The 20,767-nt window shown below is 63.1% G+C and carries 19 protein-coding genes; 2 read left to right on the top strand and 17 right to left on the bottom strand.

Going from position 1 to position 20,767, the window contains the following annotated elements:
• Positions 1-11: 11 nt before the first annotated feature.
• From ACREBX_RS13170 to ACREBX_RS13090, 17 genes are all read right to left on the bottom strand, one after another.
• Positions 12-653 carry a lasso peptide biosynthesis B2 protein gene (locus ACREBX_RS13170; protein WP_431562194.1) on the bottom strand — a complete coding sequence of 214 codons (642 nt, stop codon included), beginning with the start codon at positions 651-653 and terminating at the stop codon, positions 12-14.
• A gap of 68 nt (positions 654-721) precedes the next feature.
• Positions 722-844, bottom strand: a complete 123-nt coding sequence (locus ACREBX_RS13165; protein ID WP_431562193.1) for a hypothetical protein — start codon at positions 842-844, stop codon at positions 722-724.
• 72 nt (positions 845-916) lie between these two features.
• Positions 917-1,039: a hypothetical protein gene (locus tag ACREBX_RS13160; RefSeq protein ID WP_431562192.1), complete on the bottom strand. Its 123-nt coding sequence runs from the start codon at positions 1,037-1,039 to the stop codon at positions 917-919.
• A 96-nt stretch (positions 1,040-1,135) separates the two neighbouring features.
• The gene (locus tag ACREBX_RS13155) at positions 1,136-1,759 is read right to left on the bottom strand and encodes a GntR family transcriptional regulator (protein ID WP_431562191.1); all 624 of its coding nucleotides are present in this window, start codon (positions 1,757-1,759) and stop codon (positions 1,136-1,138) included.
• The gene (locus tag ACREBX_RS13150; protein WP_431562190.1) at positions 1,756-2,661 is read right to left on the bottom strand and encodes a phytanoyl-CoA dioxygenase family protein; all 906 of its coding nucleotides are present in this window, start codon (positions 2,659-2,661) and stop codon (positions 1,756-1,758) included. Before ACREBX_RS13150 ends, ACREBX_RS13155 begins: the two co-directional genes overlap by 4 nt.
• Before the next feature lie 10 nt (positions 2,662-2,671).
• A complete protein-coding gene (locus ACREBX_RS13145) occupies positions 2,672-3,286 on the bottom strand; it encodes an acyl-homoserine-lactone synthase (RefSeq protein WP_431562189.1) in 615 nt (204 codons plus the stop codon).
• Positions 3,287-3,373: 87 nt separating this feature from the next.
• Positions 3,374-4,117 carry a helix-turn-helix transcriptional regulator gene (locus ACREBX_RS13140; RefSeq protein ID WP_431562188.1) on the bottom strand — a complete coding sequence of 248 codons (744 nt, stop codon included), beginning with the start codon at positions 4,115-4,117 and terminating at the stop codon, positions 3,374-3,376.
• A gap of 231 nt (positions 4,118-4,348) precedes the next feature.
• Positions 4,349-5,281 carry a DUF2493 domain-containing protein gene (locus tag ACREBX_RS13135; RefSeq protein ID WP_431562187.1) on the bottom strand — a complete coding sequence of 311 codons (933 nt, stop codon included), beginning with the start codon at positions 5,279-5,281 and terminating at the stop codon, positions 4,349-4,351.
• A gap of 304 nt (positions 5,282-5,585) precedes the next feature.
• Positions 5,586-6,617 carry a DUF7146 domain-containing protein gene (locus ACREBX_RS13130; protein ID WP_431562186.1) on the bottom strand — a complete coding sequence of 344 codons (1,032 nt, stop codon included), beginning with the start codon at positions 6,615-6,617 and terminating at the stop codon, positions 5,586-5,588.
• A 192-nt stretch (positions 6,618-6,809) separates the two neighbouring features.
• Entirely contained in the window at positions 6,810-8,939 is a 2,130-nt protein-coding gene (locus ACREBX_RS13125; protein ID WP_431562185.1) for a ParB/RepB/Spo0J family partition protein, read from the bottom strand.
• A gap of 124 nt (positions 8,940-9,063) precedes the next feature.
• Positions 9,064-9,429: a DUF6915 family protein gene (locus ACREBX_RS13120; RefSeq protein ID WP_431562184.1), complete on the bottom strand. Its 366-nt coding sequence runs from the start codon at positions 9,427-9,429 to the stop codon at positions 9,064-9,066.
• Positions 9,430-9,440: 11 nt separating this feature from the next.
• Positions 9,441-9,914 carry a DUF6878 family protein gene (locus tag ACREBX_RS13115; protein WP_431562183.1) on the bottom strand — a complete coding sequence of 158 codons (474 nt, stop codon included), beginning with the start codon at positions 9,912-9,914 and terminating at the stop codon, positions 9,441-9,443.
• Between the two features lie 122 nt (positions 9,915-10,036).
• Positions 10,037-11,230 carry a DUF932 domain-containing protein gene (locus ACREBX_RS13110; RefSeq protein WP_431562182.1) on the bottom strand — a complete coding sequence of 398 codons (1,194 nt, stop codon included), beginning with the start codon at positions 11,228-11,230 and terminating at the stop codon, positions 10,037-10,039.
• 158 nt (positions 11,231-11,388) lie between these two features.
• On the bottom strand, positions 11,389-13,032 hold the full coding sequence (locus ACREBX_RS13105) for a carboxylesterase/lipase family protein (protein WP_431562181.1): 1,644 nt from the start codon (positions 13,030-13,032) through the stop codon (positions 11,389-11,391).
• 79 nt (positions 13,033-13,111) lie between these two features.
• On the bottom strand, positions 13,112-14,449 hold the full coding sequence (locus tag ACREBX_RS13100; protein ID WP_431562180.1) for an amidohydrolase: 1,338 nt from the start codon (positions 14,447-14,449) through the stop codon (positions 13,112-13,114).
• Positions 14,450-14,572: 123 nt separating this feature from the next.
• Positions 14,573-16,957, bottom strand: a complete 2,385-nt coding sequence (locus ACREBX_RS13095) for a TonB-dependent receptor (protein WP_431562179.1) — start codon at positions 16,955-16,957, stop codon at positions 14,573-14,575.
• A 326-nt stretch (positions 16,958-17,283) separates the two neighbouring features.
• Positions 17,284-17,928: a TetR/AcrR family transcriptional regulator gene (locus ACREBX_RS13090; protein WP_431562178.1), complete on the bottom strand. Its 645-nt coding sequence runs from the start codon at positions 17,926-17,928 to the stop codon at positions 17,284-17,286.
• Positions 17,929-18,030: 102 nt separating this feature from the next.
• Here ACREBX_RS13090 and ACREBX_RS13085 point away from each other — a divergent pair, with 102 nt between their 5' ends.
• Positions 18,031-19,260, top strand: a complete 1,230-nt coding sequence (locus ACREBX_RS13085; RefSeq protein ID WP_431562177.1) for a cytochrome P450 — start codon at positions 18,031-18,033, stop codon at positions 19,258-19,260.
• Positions 19,261-19,290: 30 nt separating this feature from the next.
• Complete coding sequence (locus ACREBX_RS13080) at positions 19,291-20,751, top strand: aldehyde dehydrogenase (RefSeq protein ID WP_431562176.1); 1,461 nt, start codon at positions 19,291-19,293, stop codon at positions 20,749-20,751.
• Positions 20,752-20,767: the final 16 nt, after the last annotated feature.

Genomic DNA, 20,767 nt, shown 5'->3' with positions numbered 1-20,767 from the left:
TATGCCGAGGCTCATGCGATCACCAGGATGGGCGTGAAGTTGCGCGCCTCCGCCGCCGTGCCGGTAAGGACCGTTTCGGGGGTTTGTAGCCAGCAGTGGGCGGCGAAAGGTGACAGCCGCACTCCGAACACGAGACTTGCCGAAAGCCCCGAAGACAGAAGGAGATGATCGAGTGCGAGGGCGTCGACGAGACATCGCGGCGGCGTCGGATTGATCCAGCGGGCGGCGGCAAAACGCGTAGCAATCCGGCGGACGGACGCCTCGGACCCGGGAACACCGATGCGTGACTTTCTCCGGCGGTGACGCTCGATCGTGTCAGCGATCCGTCCTGGACGCATGCCTGACCGCGCCTTTCGCAAAGCGATGGCGGCGGCAAGGGCCATGGCAGGGCTGAAGGGTGTGTCACGCACGACCGACAGGTCGCAGCCGGGAATATCGGTGACCGTTGGAGGGAGACGGGTTTGGCCGTTGGCTCTCGCCAGCAATCCGGTTCCGACGAGCCTGCCCATGGTTTCGCTATCGTTCGCCTCGCCCGCGCGAAGTCGCTCGAAAGCCGCGCGATCTGCGCCGACTAGCGAAAGATATTTGTCGCGCACGAGGTCGAGAAACACGAAGTTTCCGGCGACTTCGCAGTAACCGACACCGGGTGCCAATTGCCATCCAAGCATGAGCGGGAAGAGCCGTCGGGCATCACTCTTGGGAACGACGCCCGACTGACTTCTCAATCCTGCGCGAGGCCGGGGTGCGGCATGCGGCCGCCCGGTTCGAAGGCGGGGCCACCTTCGCCTGCGGTATCTTCGGTGACGGTGCCAAGCTCGACAAGAGTGTCTTGGTCGCGTTCCATATTCATGTCCTTTCCTGAAATCATGGGTCGGGGAGTGCCGGGGGCCGGCAGAGCCGACCCCCGAACGGCCGGTCAGTCCTGGCGGAGACCGGTCTCGAGGATCTTGCCCCCGGCTTCGATACCGAAGGGGACCTCGCCGGCCGTGTCGACGCTGACGCTGCCGAGCTCGACCAGATCATTCAGTTCACGATCCATGATCGTTTCCTTTCAGATTGCCGCGGAATTGCGGCACCGTCGAAGTTACGCCCTTGAAGAAAATAGAATTTATGTACTTTCTCGATCTCGAAAATATCATCCAATTGTTTGCGACCGCGGCCGGAGCGCGGCGACTACCCGCCCTGCGTGCGCTATCCTGCGGCGGTAAAAACCCGCGCTTTTGCTGCGAAGTTCGGTCCAGCGCTCGCTCCGAAAGGCTGCTTCCATTGCGGAAAGATGCTCGTCGGCAGCGGGATCGGTGCGGGCCTCGGCCGCGCGGAAAAACTCGCTCCGCTCCACGAAATTGACGATCGCGTAGCGGATCTCCCGATTGTCGCAGAGGAGGGCGATCGCCCGGAACAGACGCGCGACTCGCGCCGGATAATCTTCGACCTCCATCGAAACCAGAAGCGACGCTGGCACCGCTGATCCCAGCGCGGGTGCCCGAAGCGCAAGCCCGATGAGTGCGCCTGCCCACTGATAGAGGTCGCAGAGATCGGATTCGGCGAAAATGGGTTGCCGAAACCCTTCCTGGTGCCAGCTATCGACGATGCGCTCGCCCGACAGCCGGTGCAGCGCTTCACGCACCGGCGTCGGGCTCGCCGCGAGGCGTTTCGCCAAATGAAACGGATCAAGCCGCGTGCCAGGCGGATAGGCGCCGCCGACGATCCGCGCCTTGAGATCGAGATAGACCCGCTCCATGGTCGAGCCCGCGTTCATGCCGCAAGATCCTCGCCACCCTCTCGTTGGGCCGCCACATAGTTTGCAAGTAATGCGTCCTGATCGGGACGAAGGGCATCGATCGCGGCCAAAGGTTCGGCCGGATATCCGCCGAACAGAACAGAGGGGCATTGTCCTTCGAAATTACCGAGATTGGGCCGGTGCTGAGCATAGCCGGCGAGTGCAGCGAGATCTGGCGGGAAATCTTTCGCTAGGGCGGGAGGATAGGCGAGCCACTGATTTTCATATGGCTTGAGCCAGCCAAGACAATAGCTGATGATGATCCCCCGCCTTACATCCACAGTGCGATTGCCGCCCGCGCCATGCAAGGTCGACCCCAAAAATATGATCGCATCGCCGGGTTCGGCTTCCGTAACGACCGGAGCTTCTTTCGGCTCTTCGATCAATGCCTCTACGCCATGGCTCCGAGGCCAGATGATTGTCGCACCATTATCCTCGGTGAAGGGTGTGAGCGGCCACATCACATTCATGAGATATTCGACGTCGCCGAGCGCTCCCTGCCACATATCCTGATCGCGGTGCGGAAACTGCGCCAGCGCGCCAGGATGGAGCTCGATTGCCTGGGCGAGGTTGAGCTGGATTCGCTCGCACCAATTGCCGAGCGCGAGTTCGGCGAGATCGAGGATCTCCCTGTGCATCACGAGCTCTCCCATAAGCGGCGAGCGGATGAGCAAGCGGCCGAAGCGCTTTGTGCGCTCGCCGTAAAAGCCGCCCTCGCAAAAGGGCGTCGCGGCGAACCGCGGTTCGAGGTCTTGCGCCAGACGGCAGAGCAGCGAAGCGGGTGCCGCGCCGCGCAGGATGGTATAGCCCTGCTGGAGCAGCTCACGTCCCGCGGTTGAATGGTGGGCGGGCCGTCCTGCCAGGTCCGGATGAACCAACATCCCGGCCTCCTCACGCTGCGCGCGTCGCGGAGACCGCGACCGCCTTGCTGATGATGCCCATCGCCGCGAGCCGCGAGATGGTCGAACCGTCGACGTCGATGCGAAGCGCCACCAGCGCCTCGCCACCGTGCAGCCGCGGCGGGCCGAGCGGCTGGCAGTCCCATCCGAAGCGCTCGACCTGCCGAAACCAGGCAAGTTCGGCGACGCCGGTATAAATCCGGATTCCATTGGCGAGCGCGAATTCAGCGAGACCCACCAGAAGTGAATCACGCGCGACCCTCCGATGCCGCGCGCCAATCCCCGGCGAAAGACAGAAGCGAGTGATTTCCAGAACGTCCGCTCCCTGCGGCGCCGGTCCGTCGACGAGCTCGGGAAACAGGCTGTCGAGAAGCGCCGGCCGCGTGGTGAGAAGCAGTCGCGCCGAGGCAAGATGTTCGCCATCGGCATCGGTCACGATGAGATAGGTGGCATCGACATCGTCGAAATGATCGAGTTCGAACCGGCCCGCGAGTGCCGGAATATCCCACTTAAGAAGATCGATGAAGACGCGCTTTCGCGCCTCGAACATCGAGCGAAGGGCGCGATGTTCGCTCGCGCGGTTCTGGTGATCGATGATACGCAACATGGATGCCTCCTTTCAAAGAGGCGATCCAATTGAACCGCTTTTTTCGGTCGCACCATAGCACGATAGGGGGGGGTGCGACGTCTTTTTTTACCGGCGAGCGATGTCGACGAAACTGATGTCGCCATCATAAAGCGCCCGCACCGTGAGCACGACGCCTCCATTGGCGCCGTAGCGCAGCCGGGCGTTGCGCAGATGCTCGCGCACAGTGTCGGGCGAGAGCTCGAGATGGCGCCCGATCCGCCAGATCGGGTTGCCCTGAGCGGCCCTGATGAGACATTCCCGCTGCCGGTTGGTCAGGCGCGGACCAATATGCACGCGGTCGGGATTGGCGATGCTGTCGGCCGCTTCGAAGGCGGCGCCGCCGATCATGCGGGCAAATTGTAGCGCATCCGGTTCGGCAGCAAACCCCGGCCGCCATGCAAAGGAAACCGAGCCATGGGCATCACCCGGAATATGGGCGGGCACCGTTAGCCCGTCGCCGATACCATGGCGCTCGGCCTCAGCAAGGATGATATCGTCGCCAGAGCGCGGGGTGTCGTAGCGACGCATATCGTGCCAGAGAAAGCCGGCCCGGCTGCGCTGGCTCGCGCGGTGTATCGGATCCGATGGCCCCAGTCGGTTCTGATCGAACCAATCGGCCCATTCCTCCGGATAATTGTGAACTCGCACGCCCTTGTCGGGCGCGGCGAGGAAGTCGATGTGGTGACTGAGCGCGAACCAGGCGCAGCCCATGAAGGAGCAGGCCTCACGAAGCAGATCGGCAAGTTCGGCTTGGGTCTTCACACGCGTGAATTCAAGCTCGAAGGCGTGGGCGGCGGCGATCGTCGGCATTACGAACCATGGCGCGCCGACCGCCGTTTCCGAACCAGTCGATCCGCGTGCCCCTCGTAAGGGCCGGCAAGCCCCGCCCTCTTACAAGGCCGACCGCCGACGGCGGGACCGCCGCTGGTCAAGGCGATCGTGGGAGAAACTGAAAATGGCGGCTAAGCTCATATATTCCTACTATATTCGAGAGATAGAACCAGATTGAGGCTAGTTCTCAAAGGGCCTCGTGGAAGAGCTTCAGCGAGATCTGCTCCGAAAATCCCAAACCGGTATGCCCATCTTGCGAGCTTTATCGGCCAGATTGTCCTGAATGCCAGTGCCCGGGAATATGATGATTCCGACCGGCATGGCCTCGAGGATTCGGTCGTTGCGTTTGAAGGGGGCTGCCTTGCCGTGCCGGTTCCAGTCGGGCCGAAAGGCGACCTGCACAACGTTACGGCTGTCAGCCCAGCACGCTGCGGCGCGTTCTGCTCCCGTTGGCGTGGCCCCATGGAGGAGCATCATGTCGGGGTGTCGCTCGCGTGTCCGGTCAAGGATTTCCCAGATGTTGTTGGGATCGCCCTCGGCGCCTCCCGTGAACGCGATGCGCGTGCCCTCGGGGAGCAAGGCTGCAGCTTTTTGACGCAACCGGGAATCGAGAAAATCGCGGCTGTCGATCAGCGCGGCGGTCAGTGATTTCTGTATCGCGCGTGAGCCGGTTCGCGGCATCCACGCTTTGCGGGTCAGTGCCCGATATTGATCGGCAGCGGCCTCGCGGAAGAATTCCATCGCGTCGCGCCTTTCGATAAGCGTGATGCCTTCGCGCGTCGCCTGTTCCAGCTCGGAGGACCGTATCTCGCTGCCATCCTGTTCGCGCTGAAGCCGGCGCTGCACCTGCTCATTGTCGTCGAGCTTGCGGTCGGCATGGTCCCCGGCGCGATGGAAGATCGCAACGAGGTTCCAGAGCAGGTCGTCGAGATCGGGCTCGATCCGTGTATCCTGCAGGCATCCCGCCAACGCATCGAACATGTCGACGATCGCGCCATGGGCCAAGCGGGCATCGGGTAGCGGACGCGGGTCGGGCTCGTCCTCGAAGGGCCGGTGCCCGAACAGCTGAAGTTCGTCGAGAAGCGTATGATTGTCGCCGGGGTCGGCAAGGTCGAGGCGAAACTGGTCGGCTGCATCGGTCATCGTGGCTCTCCGCTCTGCGGCCGCGCTCCCGCGGCCTTCGCGGCGACAAGAGCGGGAGGCGGCGCGGGGCCGCACCGCAGCTTAAGCTGCGGCCGAAGCGCCAGCGAAGGATGCTGGCCGAAGGCTATTTTGTTTCGCGATGCAAAGGGGCCGCAGGTCCCGGCGGAAAATAGCCGCGCGGCCAGCATTGAGGCACCCCGCGCCGCCTGTCGCAGTCGCCCTTTCCGAAGGCCGGAGCGCGGCCCTCCAGGAGCCATGCCCGCCCAGCCGCCGCCCGCCTCGCCTTTCCGGCCCGCCGCTTTCATCAAAGAAATTCGAGCCGATCGGAACGGCACAGTTGACGCGCGGTGGCGGCTCGCAACTTTTCGGGGCCCGCGGTGACGAGGTCGGCGTTGAAATCGCCGTGCGTTGGATCGAGCGGCCGTATCTCGATATCGGCGGCAGCGGCGCGCTCGGCCAGCGTGTCGAAAGCGTGCCTCCCTGCGGGGTCGTCATCGCGTGCGACATAGAGCCGTTCGAGTGGAGCGGGGAAGGTGATAGCGGCGAGATGTGCCGCCGACAGTCCCGCGATCATCGGCATTGCCGGCAGGACGCCGCGAACCGAAAGCAAGGTCTCGAGCCCTTCGCCAAAAAGCATCACGCGGCCAGACTGGCCGAAACGGACGCCGTGACCCAGCAGATGCCCCATCGCGCGGCGGGGATAGGCCACCGGCGCCTTCCCGCCCATCGGATCGAGCCAGGTGCGATGGACGCCCGTGATGGTCCCGACGTCGTCGGTCACCGCTGCGATCAGCGCCGGCCATGCCGGGCGAATGTTCGGTGGATCGTCCTCGGATGCACGATAATAGCAGCGCGGGTGGAAGCGCAGGCTGTCCGCCGCAAGCGAGGAGACAATGCGCCGCCCTTGCAAATAGGCGTCGGCAAGGCTTCCCGGGAGCGGCTTCAATGCCGCCCATAGCTGCCGGGCGGCCTCCGGCGATCCGGGCGAATATTTACGCGGGGCGGGATTTCGGGCCAGAGGCGGGTCGATCGGCAAACTCAGAAATCGGCGCGCTTCGTCCATGGTATCGCGGAAGCTGGCGTGACCGCAGGTCGCCGCGATGATATCGAGCAGGTCGCCATGGTCACCGCTTTGGGCATCGGTCCATTTGCCGGCCGACCGTCCGCCTTCGGCGTCGCCGGACAAGCGGACATAGAGGCTGCGACCCGGATCGTTGCGGATGTTGCCGACCATCCAATATTGGCCTTCGCGCCGTCCCTTGTTCAGATAGCGGCGGCACACGGCCTCGGCATTTTCGCCAAGACGTCGAGCGATTTCAGCGGCAGGCTTGTTCATTGCAGGGCTCCTCGGTTTCGCGGTCCATGTTGCCCACGCCCGGTCCGGGCGAGCAGATGCGAACCGTTCCAGCAGCCCCTGCCGGTGACGAGCTTCATATGTTCGATCGGCGGCTCGCATCTTCAAGGTCGGGGCAGAAAAAAGGGAAGCCTGACGATCCGTCAGGCTTCCCAGGTTGGTCGTCGTTCGACCCTATTCGGCGGCAACCGCGTCGATATCGCCATCGCCGCCGGTCTCGCCGGCTTCATCGCTACTGATCGCGGGCGCCGCATTATCGTTCGCCGCCTCAAGCACGGGTTCGTCGGCGACGAGGAGGTCCGGCGTGCGAAGCGGCTTGGCGAGCCAGCCCTTGCCCTTCAGCAACTCTTCGGCGGCGCTTGCCATCTCGGGCTTCTTCATGCCGGCGAGGCGGCTCGACACCTCCTCCCCGCATGCTTCTTCGACGGCGCCGAGGATCTGCGGCTTGGTGACCCGGCCGAGATAGTTTGCAACCGTTGCAGACCAGCCGGCCGCGACCATGTCGAGACCCGCCGCACGCGCAAGGATGTGCGAATGCTCGATGCGCGCCGCGACTTGCCGGGCTGACACGCGACCCTGATTATATCGGGTCGCTGCTTCCCACACCGCGTCGATGCCGAACGAGATGCAGTGAGCAAAGAGCGCCGCCTGCTCGTCGGCGTCGAAACCGGCAAGCGTCGTCCACACCTCATCGGTCGCATCCGGCAGGCGCGCCGACCAGCTTTCATGCCGGTCATGGATGGCCTTCGCCGACGGCGTGTCGTTGAGACCCGTGCCATAGCCGCTCAGCCGGTTGCTTCGCATCGCGATTCCGACACAGCTTCCCGATTGGCTGTAGGTGTAGAAGGTCTCGAGCACGAGCGCGTGGAGAAGCGCCGCGAAGGCGACCATCGGACTCTGCGCCACCGCATCGCGCAGTGCGAGCGTGCGGTGCGCCGTGAGGTCGGTGACGAGACGATCGGGAAGCGGCCGAAGCAGATCGTCGGGGTCTTCGTCCTCGCTGCCATCGACCGTCGGCGGGACACCGTCGCCGCGATGATCCGCAGCCTCGTCCTGCCCTTCACCGGATTCGCCGCCTTCGCCGTCCGCGCCGCCGGCCTCGGCTTCATCCTCCGGTTCGGCGGGTTCGTCTTCGGCCCGGACATAGCCGCGCTCGATGTGGAGCGAACCATCGACATCGATGCTGACGAAGGCGCCCGCGATCGCGACCTCGGCGGGATCATAGATCAGGGGCTTGGAGACGAGCGGCGCGATCTCCTCGTCGATCGCATGGATGCGCGCGGCGACTTCGTCGGGGATGTTCTCCTCGCCGGCCCATTGATCCTCGAGCCGGTCCGCTTCCTCGCGAAGCGCCTCGACCCGCGCCTCATCCTCCGCGTTCGCCGGCGGCTCCTCGCCGTCGATCGCCCGGAAATCATAGGTGTGACCGTAAGCAAAATCGACCGCAGCCTCGACCCACTTCCAGCCCTCGGCCGCGACGCGCGCGACTTCGGCATCGAGCTTCTCGGTCTGGAGCTGATTGAGCAACGTGACGTCTTCGAGCCAGCCACCGTCATCGGATTCGAAGAGATCGCGAAGGACATGGCCGCCCGCCGCGATATAGGCATCGAGGGTCACGAAGAGCACACGCTTGTCCGACGCTCGAACCTTGTCCTCGGTCAGCCGCGCCCGGATGAACCAGGGTTGCCGGTTGCCGCTCGTCTGGAGCATCTCCCAGATTTGCTCCTGACGCGCATGGTCGGGCGACACCGAGAAGGCCATGAGCTGCTCGAGCGTCATGCCATCCTCGGCATAGACGTCGTGCAGTTTCGGCGAAACCTCGGCGAGCTTCAGCCGCTGCTTCACCACCGCCGGGGTGACCATGAAGGTCGCCGCGACCGTTTCGACGTCGCTGCCTTGCGCGACCAGCATCTGCATCGCCCGGAACTGGTCGAGCGGATGCAGCGGCTCGCGGTGGACGTTCTCGGCCAGCGAATCCTCCTCGGCCGAGATCGCGTCGTCCTCGCGAACGATGCACGGGACAGGCTCGGTCTTGGCCATCCGGCGCTGCTTGACCAGCTGCTGGAGGGCGCGGAACCGGCGACCGCCGGCCGGAACTTCATATTTGCCGGTTTCAACGCCTTCCGCGTCGCGCTGAGCGCGAACGGTTAGGCTCGTAAGCAGTCCGCGGCGTTCGATGTCGGCGGCGAGACCGTCAATCGAGACGCCGCCCTTTACGCGCCGGACATTGGCCTGGCTCAGGACGAGCGCGTTGAAGGGAATATCCCGCGCGCCGCTGAGGGTGATTTTCACATGCTTCGTCATGACATTTCTCCATGACGGGCAGCCGCAAGACTCTCTCTTGGCTTTCAGCCCGTCATGGCTCCGGCCCGGACCTCTTCCTCTGCGGGAGCCAGCCGGGCCGGGGTTTCAGGCGAACAGGTGCTTGTCAGGCGGTGACCGCGAACGGATCGACAGCAGAGTGGATGGGCTGCGCCCGCCCCATCCAAGGCTCTGGCCGGATGCAGCGTACCCAATCGGCAAAGGATGGAATGAAGCCGAGATCTTCGCGGACGTGCTGCTCCCCGATTAGTCGCACCGGAACCTTGCGGCCGCTGGAAATGAGGAGGGCAGCGCCGAAGAACCGCTCAAGCATGAAGATGCCTTCAGCGTGATGGCGAAGCGCACGATGGCGAAAGTCAGCCGTGATGAGCTTCGACGGCTCGTCGAACCATTGATGGAGGGGAAGATAATCTTCCGCTTCGCCGCCCCATTTCTTCGCGCTGGAAAGCGCGTGATGGTAACAGTGTCCCATGACGGCCTCCGTCAGAATGAATGGACGAACTGCTCGCTCGTTTCGTATCGCTCATTATAGTCGAGCGTGATCACTTCTGCGGCGACGTCGAAGGTGAAGTCTCCATAGGCCCCTTCATTATTTTCCCACCCACCATGCGTGGCTGCGAGGGCATCATAGGCAAGGGTCTCGATGGCATCGGCGACCGGCTGCGCGCAGACCACGGGTTCATCTTGGCCAAACTGAAGCCGCGTAAGTTCAACCTCGATTGCGGGCAGATCGCGCTCGATTTCATCCGCGCCGAAAGCGGTCACTTCCTCGACCTGCCCGCTATCGCCCGACCCGTCGAAGCGGACGAGCACCTTCGAAACTTCGGCGTCCTTCAGTGCCGCGAATAGCGCCGACTTGTTGGCCGGAATCAGGGCGGCGGAGCGTGACTCGAACAAATTGTATCGCTCGATGAAATTTGCGATTTCCGGGTTCGGTGATGCAACGTCGTCGGTCATGGCATATCTCCAAGACGGGCTGGCCGCGAGACTCTCTCTTGGCTTTCAGCCCGTCATGGCTCGGGCGCAGCCCTCTCCCTCTGAGGGAGCGGACTGCGCCGGAGGACGGGCGCTGGCGCGGACTAGCGCACCGAAGCGAGAAGCTTCGCGCCCTTGCCTTCGAGCTCAAGGCGAGCGTCCTGGTGCGGCTTGTCCCGCGCGAGCGCGGTGATCCCCTGCACGAAGTCGAAAATCGACGAAGGCGGGTGCCCTTCTTCCTGGAGGACCGTGGCGATGATCTTGTCGGTCTCGGTTTTCGAGAAACCGCGCTTGCGCAGGAAGCTGTGCCGTTCCTCGCCATTGCGCGCTACGATGGCCACGCGCGATGCCTTGATGCCGTTCAGGAACGAACCAGGCGATGAGGATGCGAAGCGTTCGAGCGCGGGCGATGCTTCCTGGGCAAAGCGACCCGCCGCGAATTTGCTGTGGCGAATGCTGATTTCCTCGAAACCTTCCGCGCCCCAGATGTTCCGGTTCATGCAGACGGCGCGGAGATAGAAGGTCGCCATGCCGAGCGTCTTCGCGCCGACCTCGCTGTTCCAGCAGTAAAATCCCCGAAAGAAGAGATCAGGATCGCCGTTGGGCAGCCGCCCGGCCTCGATCGGATTCAGATCATCGACGAGGAAGAGAAAGACGTCGCGATCGCTCGCGTAGAGGGTGGTGTTGTCCTTCGTCACATCGACGAGCGGATTGTGATGCATCGTTGACCAGTCGAGTGTCCCCGGGACTTTCCAGCGCGTGTCGCCCATTCCGTTGCCCGCGATCTTCATCACGGCCGCCACAAGTTCATGGTCCCAGATGCGGCCATAGTCGGGGCCGGTCACGGCCCGGAGTTCGGTGCGGCCGTCCCCGGTTTCGAGCGTCTTAACCAGCTCGCCGCGATGCGCGAGTAGCCCATGCTGCATGTTGATCCCCGCCAGGGCCGCAGGCAGCTGGCGCAGATAGCCCGAGGGTGCGCCAACGAGGCTGCACAGCTGGCCGAAGGACCAATGGGTGGGCGCCACGGGATTAGCGCGGTCGGGAAGCCGCAGCGCCAGGCGCTCAGGATTGTCGGTCGCAGCTTCGACCCGGATGGCGCGGGTTTCGACCGTGCGCGCAGTTGCTGCTTCGGCGCGGGCGCGAACGGAGTCAAAGAGCGCGTTCAGCGACAGATAGCGCTCGTCGTCGGGACGCGCGAACCATTCGGAAGAGACGCGGCCGATGCGCTGGCCGCGCGAGATTTCGACTTTATATCCTGGGGTTTCAACAGCGTTTGAGGTGCGAGTTGGGAGTGTCATGACAAATCTCCGCGACGAGCGCCAAGAGCCTCTCTCTTGGCCTCTGCCCGTCACGGGTCTCCCTGGTCCCTCTCACTCTTCGCGCCGACCGGAGGCCCGGCGCTCGGCCCCGCGACCGGGTGCCTTCGAATGTGCCGGGCCCGATACCCGGCGGCCGGTCATTTTTGCGCCGTCTCGCGTTTCCGCCGCTCTTCCGTCAATTGGTCGAAGAACCGGAGGCGTTCGCCATCGGGCGCGCGCTGGACCTGAGCTGGCTTGTCGATGGTGAGTGCTTCCATGCGCTCGAGGTCATATCGGGGCCAGTGCGGCAACGAACCTCCGTTGGGATTTCCCGTCTTTGCGAAGTTCGTCCAATAGGATGTGAGGAGGTCCTGGAGTTCCCGATCGGCCTCGGTAATCGCATCGCCGCTGAGCTTCCCCTGTCCGCGCTCCAGATTGCCAAACGCGTAGATATTTTCCCCGCAGTGCATTCCCCGCATCATTTCGGGCGGAAAGGCTCCGCCGGCGCGTTTTGCGAGTTCGCCGGCAGCGGGCAGCGCGTTTCGGAAAACATAGGTCGGCTGTCCGCGCTCGGTATTGATCTTGGCAAGAGCATAATTTCCGTGGGCGAAGCCGACATCGGTCGACCAGTTGACGGCCGACCGGAGCGCTTCGGCTGGCGTATTCGCCGGGTAATAACGAAAGAACTCGGGAGCGTTACCCGGCGCCTCTTTCTCTGCCAGCGCCCGCATTGCCTCGGGGGTCGCGAGTGGCTTCCACGTCGTGGGAAAAATCGTCGCCTCGTTCAGCGACGAGCCGGTGAGAAGCGGAACATCCGCATAATAGCCTTTTTCGGCCGCCGTATAGGTGTCGAGCGGGAGCCAGTATCCGTCCGTCCCTGGGAGAGCCATGTCGCCCGAACCGGTCGCCTGCTGCGTCGCGACGATCGTGTCGGCGGACATTGCCCTGAGCTCTGCCAGATTGCTGGCGCCGAGGCGGCGGGCAAAGGATAAACCACGCTCTTCGCTTTCCGAAAGCGGAGCAAGGGTCGCATTCAGTCCAGGCGAGAATTTGGCGCCGCTCTCCGCGATGACACGGTGAAACAGCCCCTTCGCATGCGGCGAGGCCATGAGGAAGCTCGACATGTAGGAACCGGCGGAGCAGCCCATCAGCGTGACGTTCGCAGGATCGCCGCCGAAGCTGGCGATATTCTCATTCACCCACCGGAGTCCCAGAACGAGGTCAGACATCGCATATTGACCCGAACTCCCGTGAGGATTTTCCTTGGTGAGTTCAGGGTGGGCCATATAGCCGAGCGCCCCCACCCTGTACGGGAGGCTGACAAGTACGACGCCCTTGCGTGTCAGCGCCGTACCGTCGCTACCTGACGCGCCGGTGAACCCGGCTGTAAATCCTCCGCCATATATCCAGACGATCACCGGACGCTTGTCGGCCGGATTCCGGTTCTCTGTCCAGATGTTGAGATAAAGGCAGTCCTCGCTCGGTACCGCACCCTCTAGCCAGGGAGAGGCGGGCTGTGCACAGGGCGCCGCGAACTTGTTCGCCTTCAGAACGCCGCTCCAGGGCTTTGCTGGACGTGCGTCCCGCCAGCGAAGCTCGCCGACAGGCGGCTCGCCGAGCGGGATGCCCTTGAAGCTGACGACGTCCCTCTCCAAGGTGCCTTCAACCGTTCCGCCACTTGTCTTGACGATGGTTTGCGCCTGGACGGCAGAGCTCAGGAGGAGCGAAGCAGCGGCGACCGCGCCGAGGGCGGCGCTGCCGGTGCCTTCTTTTGGGGTGAAGCCTGAGCGGCGGGTCATCATCAATGCCTTTCTGACTTTGGTCTTGTGGAGGCGTTCGTCTGGGAACAGGCGACGGCGCCGGATCGTCTCTGCCCGAGTCTCAGTCGGAAATGGCCTTCGTCCCGCCGTTCATCGCGTCGATCACTGCGAGGGTCAGAACGGTGATTCCCATGGGGATCGCCCCTGCGGGATCGGGAGCAAAATAGGGCGAATGGTTGACGGGCACGGGCAAAGACCTGGCCTTGTAATCGGCAAGGACGCTTGGGGCGTAGCCGCCTATCGAGAAGAATACCGATGGGACGCCCGCCGCAACGAACTCGGCATAATCTTCGCTCGCGGCGGATGGCGGCGCCGAAGCCGCAACGAAGTTCAATCGGTCACCGAGCATAGGCGAAAGCAGATCGGCCATGTGGCGCGACAGCCCGGGATTATTGACGAGCGCGGCCCCGCCACTGGTCGCCTTGATCGTTGGCTCGGGTGCGCCGGCCATAGCTGCGACCGCGCGCGCCGTTCGTTCGACGCCTGCTTTCAGCATCGTCCTGACCTCAGGCGCGTGCGAGCGAAGATTGACCTTCACGACCGCCTCGTCGGGGATGATGTTGGCAACGGTTCCAGCCTGAAATGCGCCGACGGTGAGCACAGCGAAGGTTGCTGGGTCCTTCTCGCGGCTGATGACCGTCTGGACATCGTTGACGAAGCGCGCTCCGATGATGACGGGATCTATAGTGGCGGACGGCATCGAGCCGTGCCCGCCGCGGCCATGAAAGACGATCTCGAGCGAATCGGTTGCCGAGGAGGTGGTGCCAGCCTTGATCGAAACGCGGCCGGTGGCATTGCTGCTGACATGCGCGGCGAAGCCCACGTCGGGCTTTCCGAAGCGTTCGAACAGCCCGTCGGCGAGCATGGCCGTTGCCCCGCCCCGCTCCTCGGCAGGTTGGCCGACGAACATCAGCGTGCCGTGCCATTTGTCCTTGTGCGCGAGAAGCGCCTGCGCCGTACCGAGCCACCACGCCATGTGGATGTCATGGCCGCAACTATGGGCGACCGGCGTTTCCTTGCCGTCGACGATCTGCTTGGCGTGACTGGCGTATGGCAACCCGGTTTTCTCGGCCATTGGCAAGGCGTCGAGATCGGTCCTGACCAGCACCGTGGGACCTTCCCCATTTTTGAAGATCGCGACGAAGCCGGTCTTCGCGATTCCCTCAGTGACCGCGAAGCCGAGCTTGCGCATGCGCGCAGCCAATATTTTCGCGGTCCGGTTCTCCAGAAAGCCGACTTCGGGATGCGCATGAAGGTCTTTGTAAAGCGTCTCAAGCGAAGGATAGTCGGCCTTCACGGTTTGCGCGAGTTCGGCCTCGAACGATTGGGCGGCCGCGGCACCCGGGGCAAGCGCCAAGGCCAATCCAATGCCCGCGCCAAGCATATGACGACGCATCATCCTCTACTCCTTCTTTATTCCGAGCTACCCAGCGTTGCAGAAAACCGACTGCCGGCAGAACGGGGGTCGCGGATCGATCCCGGCCGCGGGCGGACTATCTCGCCCGCGACCGGGACGGCCTGATCAGAAATTATAAGTGAGTTCGGCGCCGTAGATAGCGGGTGGCCGGAAATCGACGCCAAGCCCTCCGGTGAAGGGATTGGTGGACGTGTTGGGGATATAGCCGCGGCTGTCGAGAATATCGCGGCCGAAGATGGCAAGATCGAAGTTCGAGTCCGCCACGCGGGCCCATTCGATGCGGAAGTTCGCCTGGTCGTAAGACGGGCCCTTCCTCGCTGGAGTGATCGTCGTCGTGGTCGCCCCATCGCGATAATAATAATTGCCGCTGACGGTGAGCTCCCCGCCGATCGAGCCAAGATCGATTGTCTGCGACGCGTTGAGGCCCCAGCTATAGGCGGGAGCGCCGGCATCGCGGCTGGCCTGGACCGGAGCGCCATTGCCCGGATCGAACTGGAGGAATTCTCCGCTTACGTGGCCCACGAACCCGCCGATCGAGGCACCCCGCCAAGGTTCGAGAGTCAGGCTCGCTTCCCAGCCGCGCAGATTTTCGGAGGCCGCATTGGTGATCCGGGTACCCGTACGCGGGGGGCTTCCGAAGCTAAAGATAACGACCGTCTGCGTGTCCTTATAGTCCATTTCCCAATAGTTGGCGTTGAGCTGGACTCCGACACCGCCGAGCGAGACGCGCGATTTGAAGCCCACTTCCTTGTTGTTCACGGTTTCGGGACGGAAAGAGGATGGCAGGAAGAGTTCACGCACATTGAAGCCGCCGCTGCGATAGCCGCGGCTGATGGTCCCATAGACGAGGATGTCGCGAGCCAGCTTGTAGTCGAGCGTCACGAGATAGGTCGACTTTGCGTATTTCGCCGAGTTGGTGAGCGAGCAGGCCGAGAGCGGCAGCGCGACATTGTTGGCATCGAGCAGCGAACAGTTCAGTTGGTCACCAAGATCATAGGACCCATCGACAAATGCGGTCGTAGTGCGCGTGCCGCTTGATATGGTGAGGGCCCGGCGGTCCCATGTGCGGCGAAACCCGCTCGTCAGACTGGCCTGCGGCAGCCAGTCGGGTCGATAGGTGGCCTGCGCGTAAAGGGATCGCGAGCTGTTATCGATCTCGCCGTAGGAGGTCGCGATCGGCAGGCTGAGCGCGGACACGAACGAGTCCGAGGATGAAGACTCGGTGCCGGTTTCCTTGAAATAGAAGCCGCCGGCGGTGAGCTCGACCTGCCGGTCGAACAATTTTGCCTGGACCTGGAGCTCTTCCGTATATTGCTTCTGCTCGAGACGGGCGAGAAGGCGGGACACCGGATCCGCAAGACCCGCGCCGGTCAATTGCGAATAAGCCTTGATGTTGCGATAGGCAGCGATGTTCCGGAGCGTGACCGTGTCGCTCAGGTTCCAGTCGGTGATGTTGGTAATCATCAGCGCCCGGTCGCGCGACTTGGGGACCGTCGGCAAGGCCACAACCGGTCCGTCCGAGAGGTTGAGCGCCAGCGCGGCGGCAACCGTCGGCCAGTTTGCGTAGCGCGGATCGGCGGCACCCGACGGGGCACCAGGCCCGTAGAAGCAGGCTGCCTGGCGTCCCGTCGTGCAAGGCACGGCGGAGATCGCCTTCGCCCCGTAGACAAGACCTCCGAGGTCGCGTTGATCGGCGCGGCTATATTCGACGATCAGATCGTTCGTCACCGTATCCGACGGGGCCCAGCGGAGCGTTCCGCGGACGGCTTCACTGTGCTGGCTGCCCAGCGACCTGCCCGAGTTGAGCTCGGTGATGAAGCCGTCGCGACGCCGGAGTTGCCCGGCGACGCGGAGAGCCAGTGTCTCCCCGACCGGAATGTTGATTGCGCCGGTCAGGCGGCGATGATCATAACTGCCGGCTTCGACCTTCAAATAGCCCTCGAAGCTGTCGCTCGGGCGCTCGGTGGTATAGGTGACCGCGCCGGCAACGGTGTTGCGCCCGAAGAGCGTGCCTTGGGGACCGTAGAGGATCTGGACGCTGGCGATGTCGTAGAAGCCGATATTGGACCCGTCCTGCCGTGCAAGCGGAACCTCGTTGAGGTAGAGACCGACCGTCTGGTCTTGGCCAAACAGCGTCTCATTGCCCCCGATACCGCGCAGAGCGATATAGTTCCCGTTGCCGCCCTTGGCGGAGCGACCGACAGTCAGGCTGGGAACATTGATCTGGAGGTCGCGGGTGTCGGTGATATTCTGCTTCGCGAGTGTCTCCGCTGGAAGGGCCGCGATTGTGATCGGCACGTCCTGAAGCCGTTCCGAGCGACGCCGCGCGGTTACGACGATTTCGCCCGGCTCGGAGGCAGTGCGCGGATCGGATGGCGCCGCGTCGGGGGTCTCGCCGGATTCCTGCGGGGCGGGTTGCTCGGCGTGTGCCGCCACCGGCAACATCGCAATGGCAAAAATCGACGATTTCAACGGAAATTTCCGAGACATATCACTCTCCCTTACCTGGCATGTTTCTGCCAATTCATATATCTCTTTAAAAGCAGAATCGCGGTGCCGCAAGGCCAATCAGCAAGCCGCAGTAGGCCTCTGCGGTTCCGTCGACCAAGGGCACGGCGCCGCAAACCCCGCGTATCTGGCGATAAATTCGCTACAAATCACTGCGTTTCGCCGTAAAACTGAGATCGGCACCACCGACTAAATTTTGAGATCGGTACAGCAGAAGCCAGCGCGAGCGCGACTCAAAACTAACTCAATCTTTGAAGTCGCTTGCTCGTCAAATATGGCCGAGCGTACTCATGCGCGCCGGGCCGACTCTATCGCGCTGGCGGACCGGGGCACAGGTTTTGGGTGAGACCATCCGCAGGCTCAGAACCATTTGCCCTCAACGCGGGCATGACGAGAACCTGGACGCGCAGTTCCTTATCCGCTTGTCCCAATGGCATCGCCGCGATCGAAAGGAGCTGGCGGAATATCCAGGCGACGAGTTCGGAAAGCGGAAGAGAATCCCGCACTTCGCCCGCCATGACGCCCTCTTCCAGCAGAGGGAGCAGCGCGTAGCCGGCGGCTTCCTGATCCGCCGGATTGAGGATCGCCATCACGCGCGTGTCGGGGCCTTTCGAAAGCTCACCAGCAAGCCAGTCGTGACCGGCGATTTCCGCGAGCGCGACGAAAAGGATGGCCTCGACGCGCGAAAGGACGGACTCGCTTCGAGCCGCGATCGCGCGAGCGCGGTCGACGAACGAGGCGGCCTCCCGTCTGAGGAGTGCGGCGAATATCTGCTCCTTATTCTCGAAGCGACGATAGAGCGTCGCGCGCGACATAGACGCCCCCTTGGCTATGTCCCCCATATGGGTGTGAACGAAGCCCGAGTGCGCAATGCAGGCCTTGGTGGCGTCTAGAACATCCTCAATATTGCCCGACAAAGGCGAATTCTCGGAAAATCCCGATTGGTTCCTCATGATAGATATACCTCATTGCAATGGGCGATGTCATCGGTTAGCTTGAGACAGATAAAAAATTTTGTCTCATACTATGATCGGCAGAGGAAGGAGACAAGTGCGATGGCCATGATGTCGACGCAACTTGGGGCAGTCCCGGATCATGTTCCGCAGGACCTTGTCGTCCCCTATGATTTTGTGGCCGGCGAGAATATGCAGAGCTGTCCCCACGCAATGCTGGCGAGACTGCAGCAAGGACCTCGGCTCTTCTTCAATTCCTCTGGCCAGAATCCCGACGGCAGCATGGGCTTCTGGGTGCCGACGAGAGCGGAGGATCTGCGTCACATCCTCCAGCATCCTGACATTTACTCGTCGCATCAGATAGCGCGCTATTCGTCATTGCTCGGTGAGAGCTGGCCCCTCATTCCGGCCGAAGTCGACCCGCCGGATCACACCGCCTATCGCAAATTCCTCAACCCTCTCTTTTCACCGTCCGCCGTCAAGGCAATGGAGCCGGCAATCCGGCGGCATGCGGTCAGCCTCATTGATCGCGCGCTCGCTGATAAGCAGTGCGATTTCGCAACGGCCTTTGCCAAACCATTTCCGATCATCATCTTCCTCACGATGATGGGGCTCCCCCTCGAAGCCTTTGAGGATATCGTCCGATGGGGACATGATCTTCACGAGGGCAGCAGTCTGGAGCAACGGGCCCGAGGAGGCAGGGCGATAGGAGAGTTTCTCGGCGCCGAACTCGCGCGGGCAAGCGCAACACCGCGCGATGATATCATCTCGCGAATAGCGAATGGCGAAATCGACGGACGCAAGTTGAACGACGACGAGATCATGGGAATGACCTTTCTCGTGTTTGCCGGCGGAATTCACACCGTAACCGCGTCGCTCGGCTTTCAATGCCTTCATCTTGCGCGGACGCCCGAACTCCAGCGCGAATTGCGTGACGATGTTACGAAGCTACCAGCCGCGATCGAGGAAATGCTCCGCGTGTATGCCGTCGTAAACTCCTTCCGGCGCGTCACACAGGATCATGAACTTGCCGGCGTGTTGCTTCGCCGGGGCGACTGGCTCCTGAACAGCCTGCCTATCGCCAACTATGATCCGGACGAGTTCGAAGACGCGGCGGTTCCCGACACCAGTCGGAAGCCGAACCGGCACATGACCTTTTCCTTCGGACCCCATTTTTGCCTCGGCGCCCATCTCGCACGGAGCGAAATGCGCATTGCCTGGTCCGAGTGGCTCACGCGCGCACCGCCCTTTGTGATCGCCGATGACAGCGCGACCGAAATCACTTCGGGCACGTTGTTGGGCGTCAATCGCCTGCTGATTGAATGGAATTGACGCGCCGATCGTGCGCAATGGAGACTGGACATGATTTCGCTGACGAACCGCGACAGGCATTTTATCGATGGTCAATGGGCGCGGCCCGTCGAGGGGGGCCGGATCGAAGTAATCAATCCCGCAACCGCTAAGCGTTTTGGCGAAGCTCCCGATGGGTCAGTGGCTGACATCGATGCGGCGGTTCGCGCCGCACGCCTGGCGTTCGATAATGGGCCCTGGCCCCGCATGAGCGCCGAGGACCGTGCAACCTTTCTGCAGCGGATGGCCGACTATCTGCTCGCGCGGGCCGAAGAGACCACGCACCTCATCATCCAGGAGATGGGAGCGCCGATCGCTTTCCTCGGGCGCGGGGGTACGGCCCCCGCCGCGATGCTCAACTATTATGCCGACCTCGCGGTCGAGCTGCCTCCCGCCGAGCAGCGGCAGGGACTTGCAGCGCCTTATCTTGTCCGCCGCGAACCGGTCGGGGTGGTGGCCGCGATCGTGCCTTGGAACGGCCCCCTCTTCCTGCTGCTCGCGAAATGCGCTCCTGCGATGGCAGCCGGCTGCACCGTGGTTGCCAAGCCCGCTCCGGAAACCCCGCTCGATGGCTTCCTGCTCGCCGACGCCGCCGAAGCCGCCGGCCTGCCGCCCGGCGTACTTAACATTGTGCCGGGTGGGCGCGAAGCGGGTGAGGCGCTGGTCAGCCATCCACTTGTCGACAAGGTTTCCTTCACGGGCAGCACCGCGGCTGGTCGGAAGATCGGCGAAATCTGCGGCCGCGATCTGCGGCGCTGCGGACTCGAGCTGGGCGGAAAATCCGCTGCGATCGTGCTCGATGACGCAGACCCCCAACTTGTGGCGGACTTCGCGGTCCCCCTCGGCCTGGGCTTCAATAGCGGTCAGGCCTGCGCGGCGCTCACCCGGATCATCGTTCCGCGCGCTCGGCAGAAGGATTTTGTCGAAGCCTTGAGCGCCAAGGTAAGCGAGCTCCGGGTAGGCGATCCCCACGACCCTGCGACAACGATCGGTCCCATGGTTGCCAAGCGGCAGCAAGAGCGTGTGCAATCTTATATTGACGGCGCGCGCGCTGACCGCTTTCCGATCGCGGCCGGCGGCGATCGCTTGTCGAACCTCCCCGCCGGTTGGTTCGTGCCTCCAACCCTCTTCTACGACGTTTCGAACGCGAGCCGTATCGCGCAGGAGGAAATATTCGGTCCGGTCGGGGTCGTCATACCTTATGATGGCGGCGACGAAGAGGCGCTCGCGATCGCCAACGACAGTCCCTACGGGCTCGCCGGCGCCGTCTTCAGCGCCGAGCCCGCGCGCGGATATTCCATCATCAAGCGGCTGCGCGCGGGAACGGTGGGGTATAATAGTTTCGGCATCGATTTCACCGCGCCCTTCGGCGGTTTCAAGGCGTCGGGCGTCGGCCGTGAGATGGGGCGCGAGGGCCTCGGCCAATATCATGAACTGAAGACCGTCACCGGCCTGGGCGAGGAACCCGACTAGCGCCATCGAGGATCCG

Origin of the sequence: Sphingopyxis sp. (genome assembly GCF_050725655.1) — a bacterium.
In the GTDB taxonomy this organism is placed as follows: domain Bacteria; phylum Pseudomonadota; class Alphaproteobacteria; order Sphingomonadales; family Sphingomonadaceae; genus Sphingopyxis.
The sequence above is the reverse complement of the archived record's forward strand: the minus strand, read 5'-3'. Positions and strand labels throughout refer to the sequence as shown.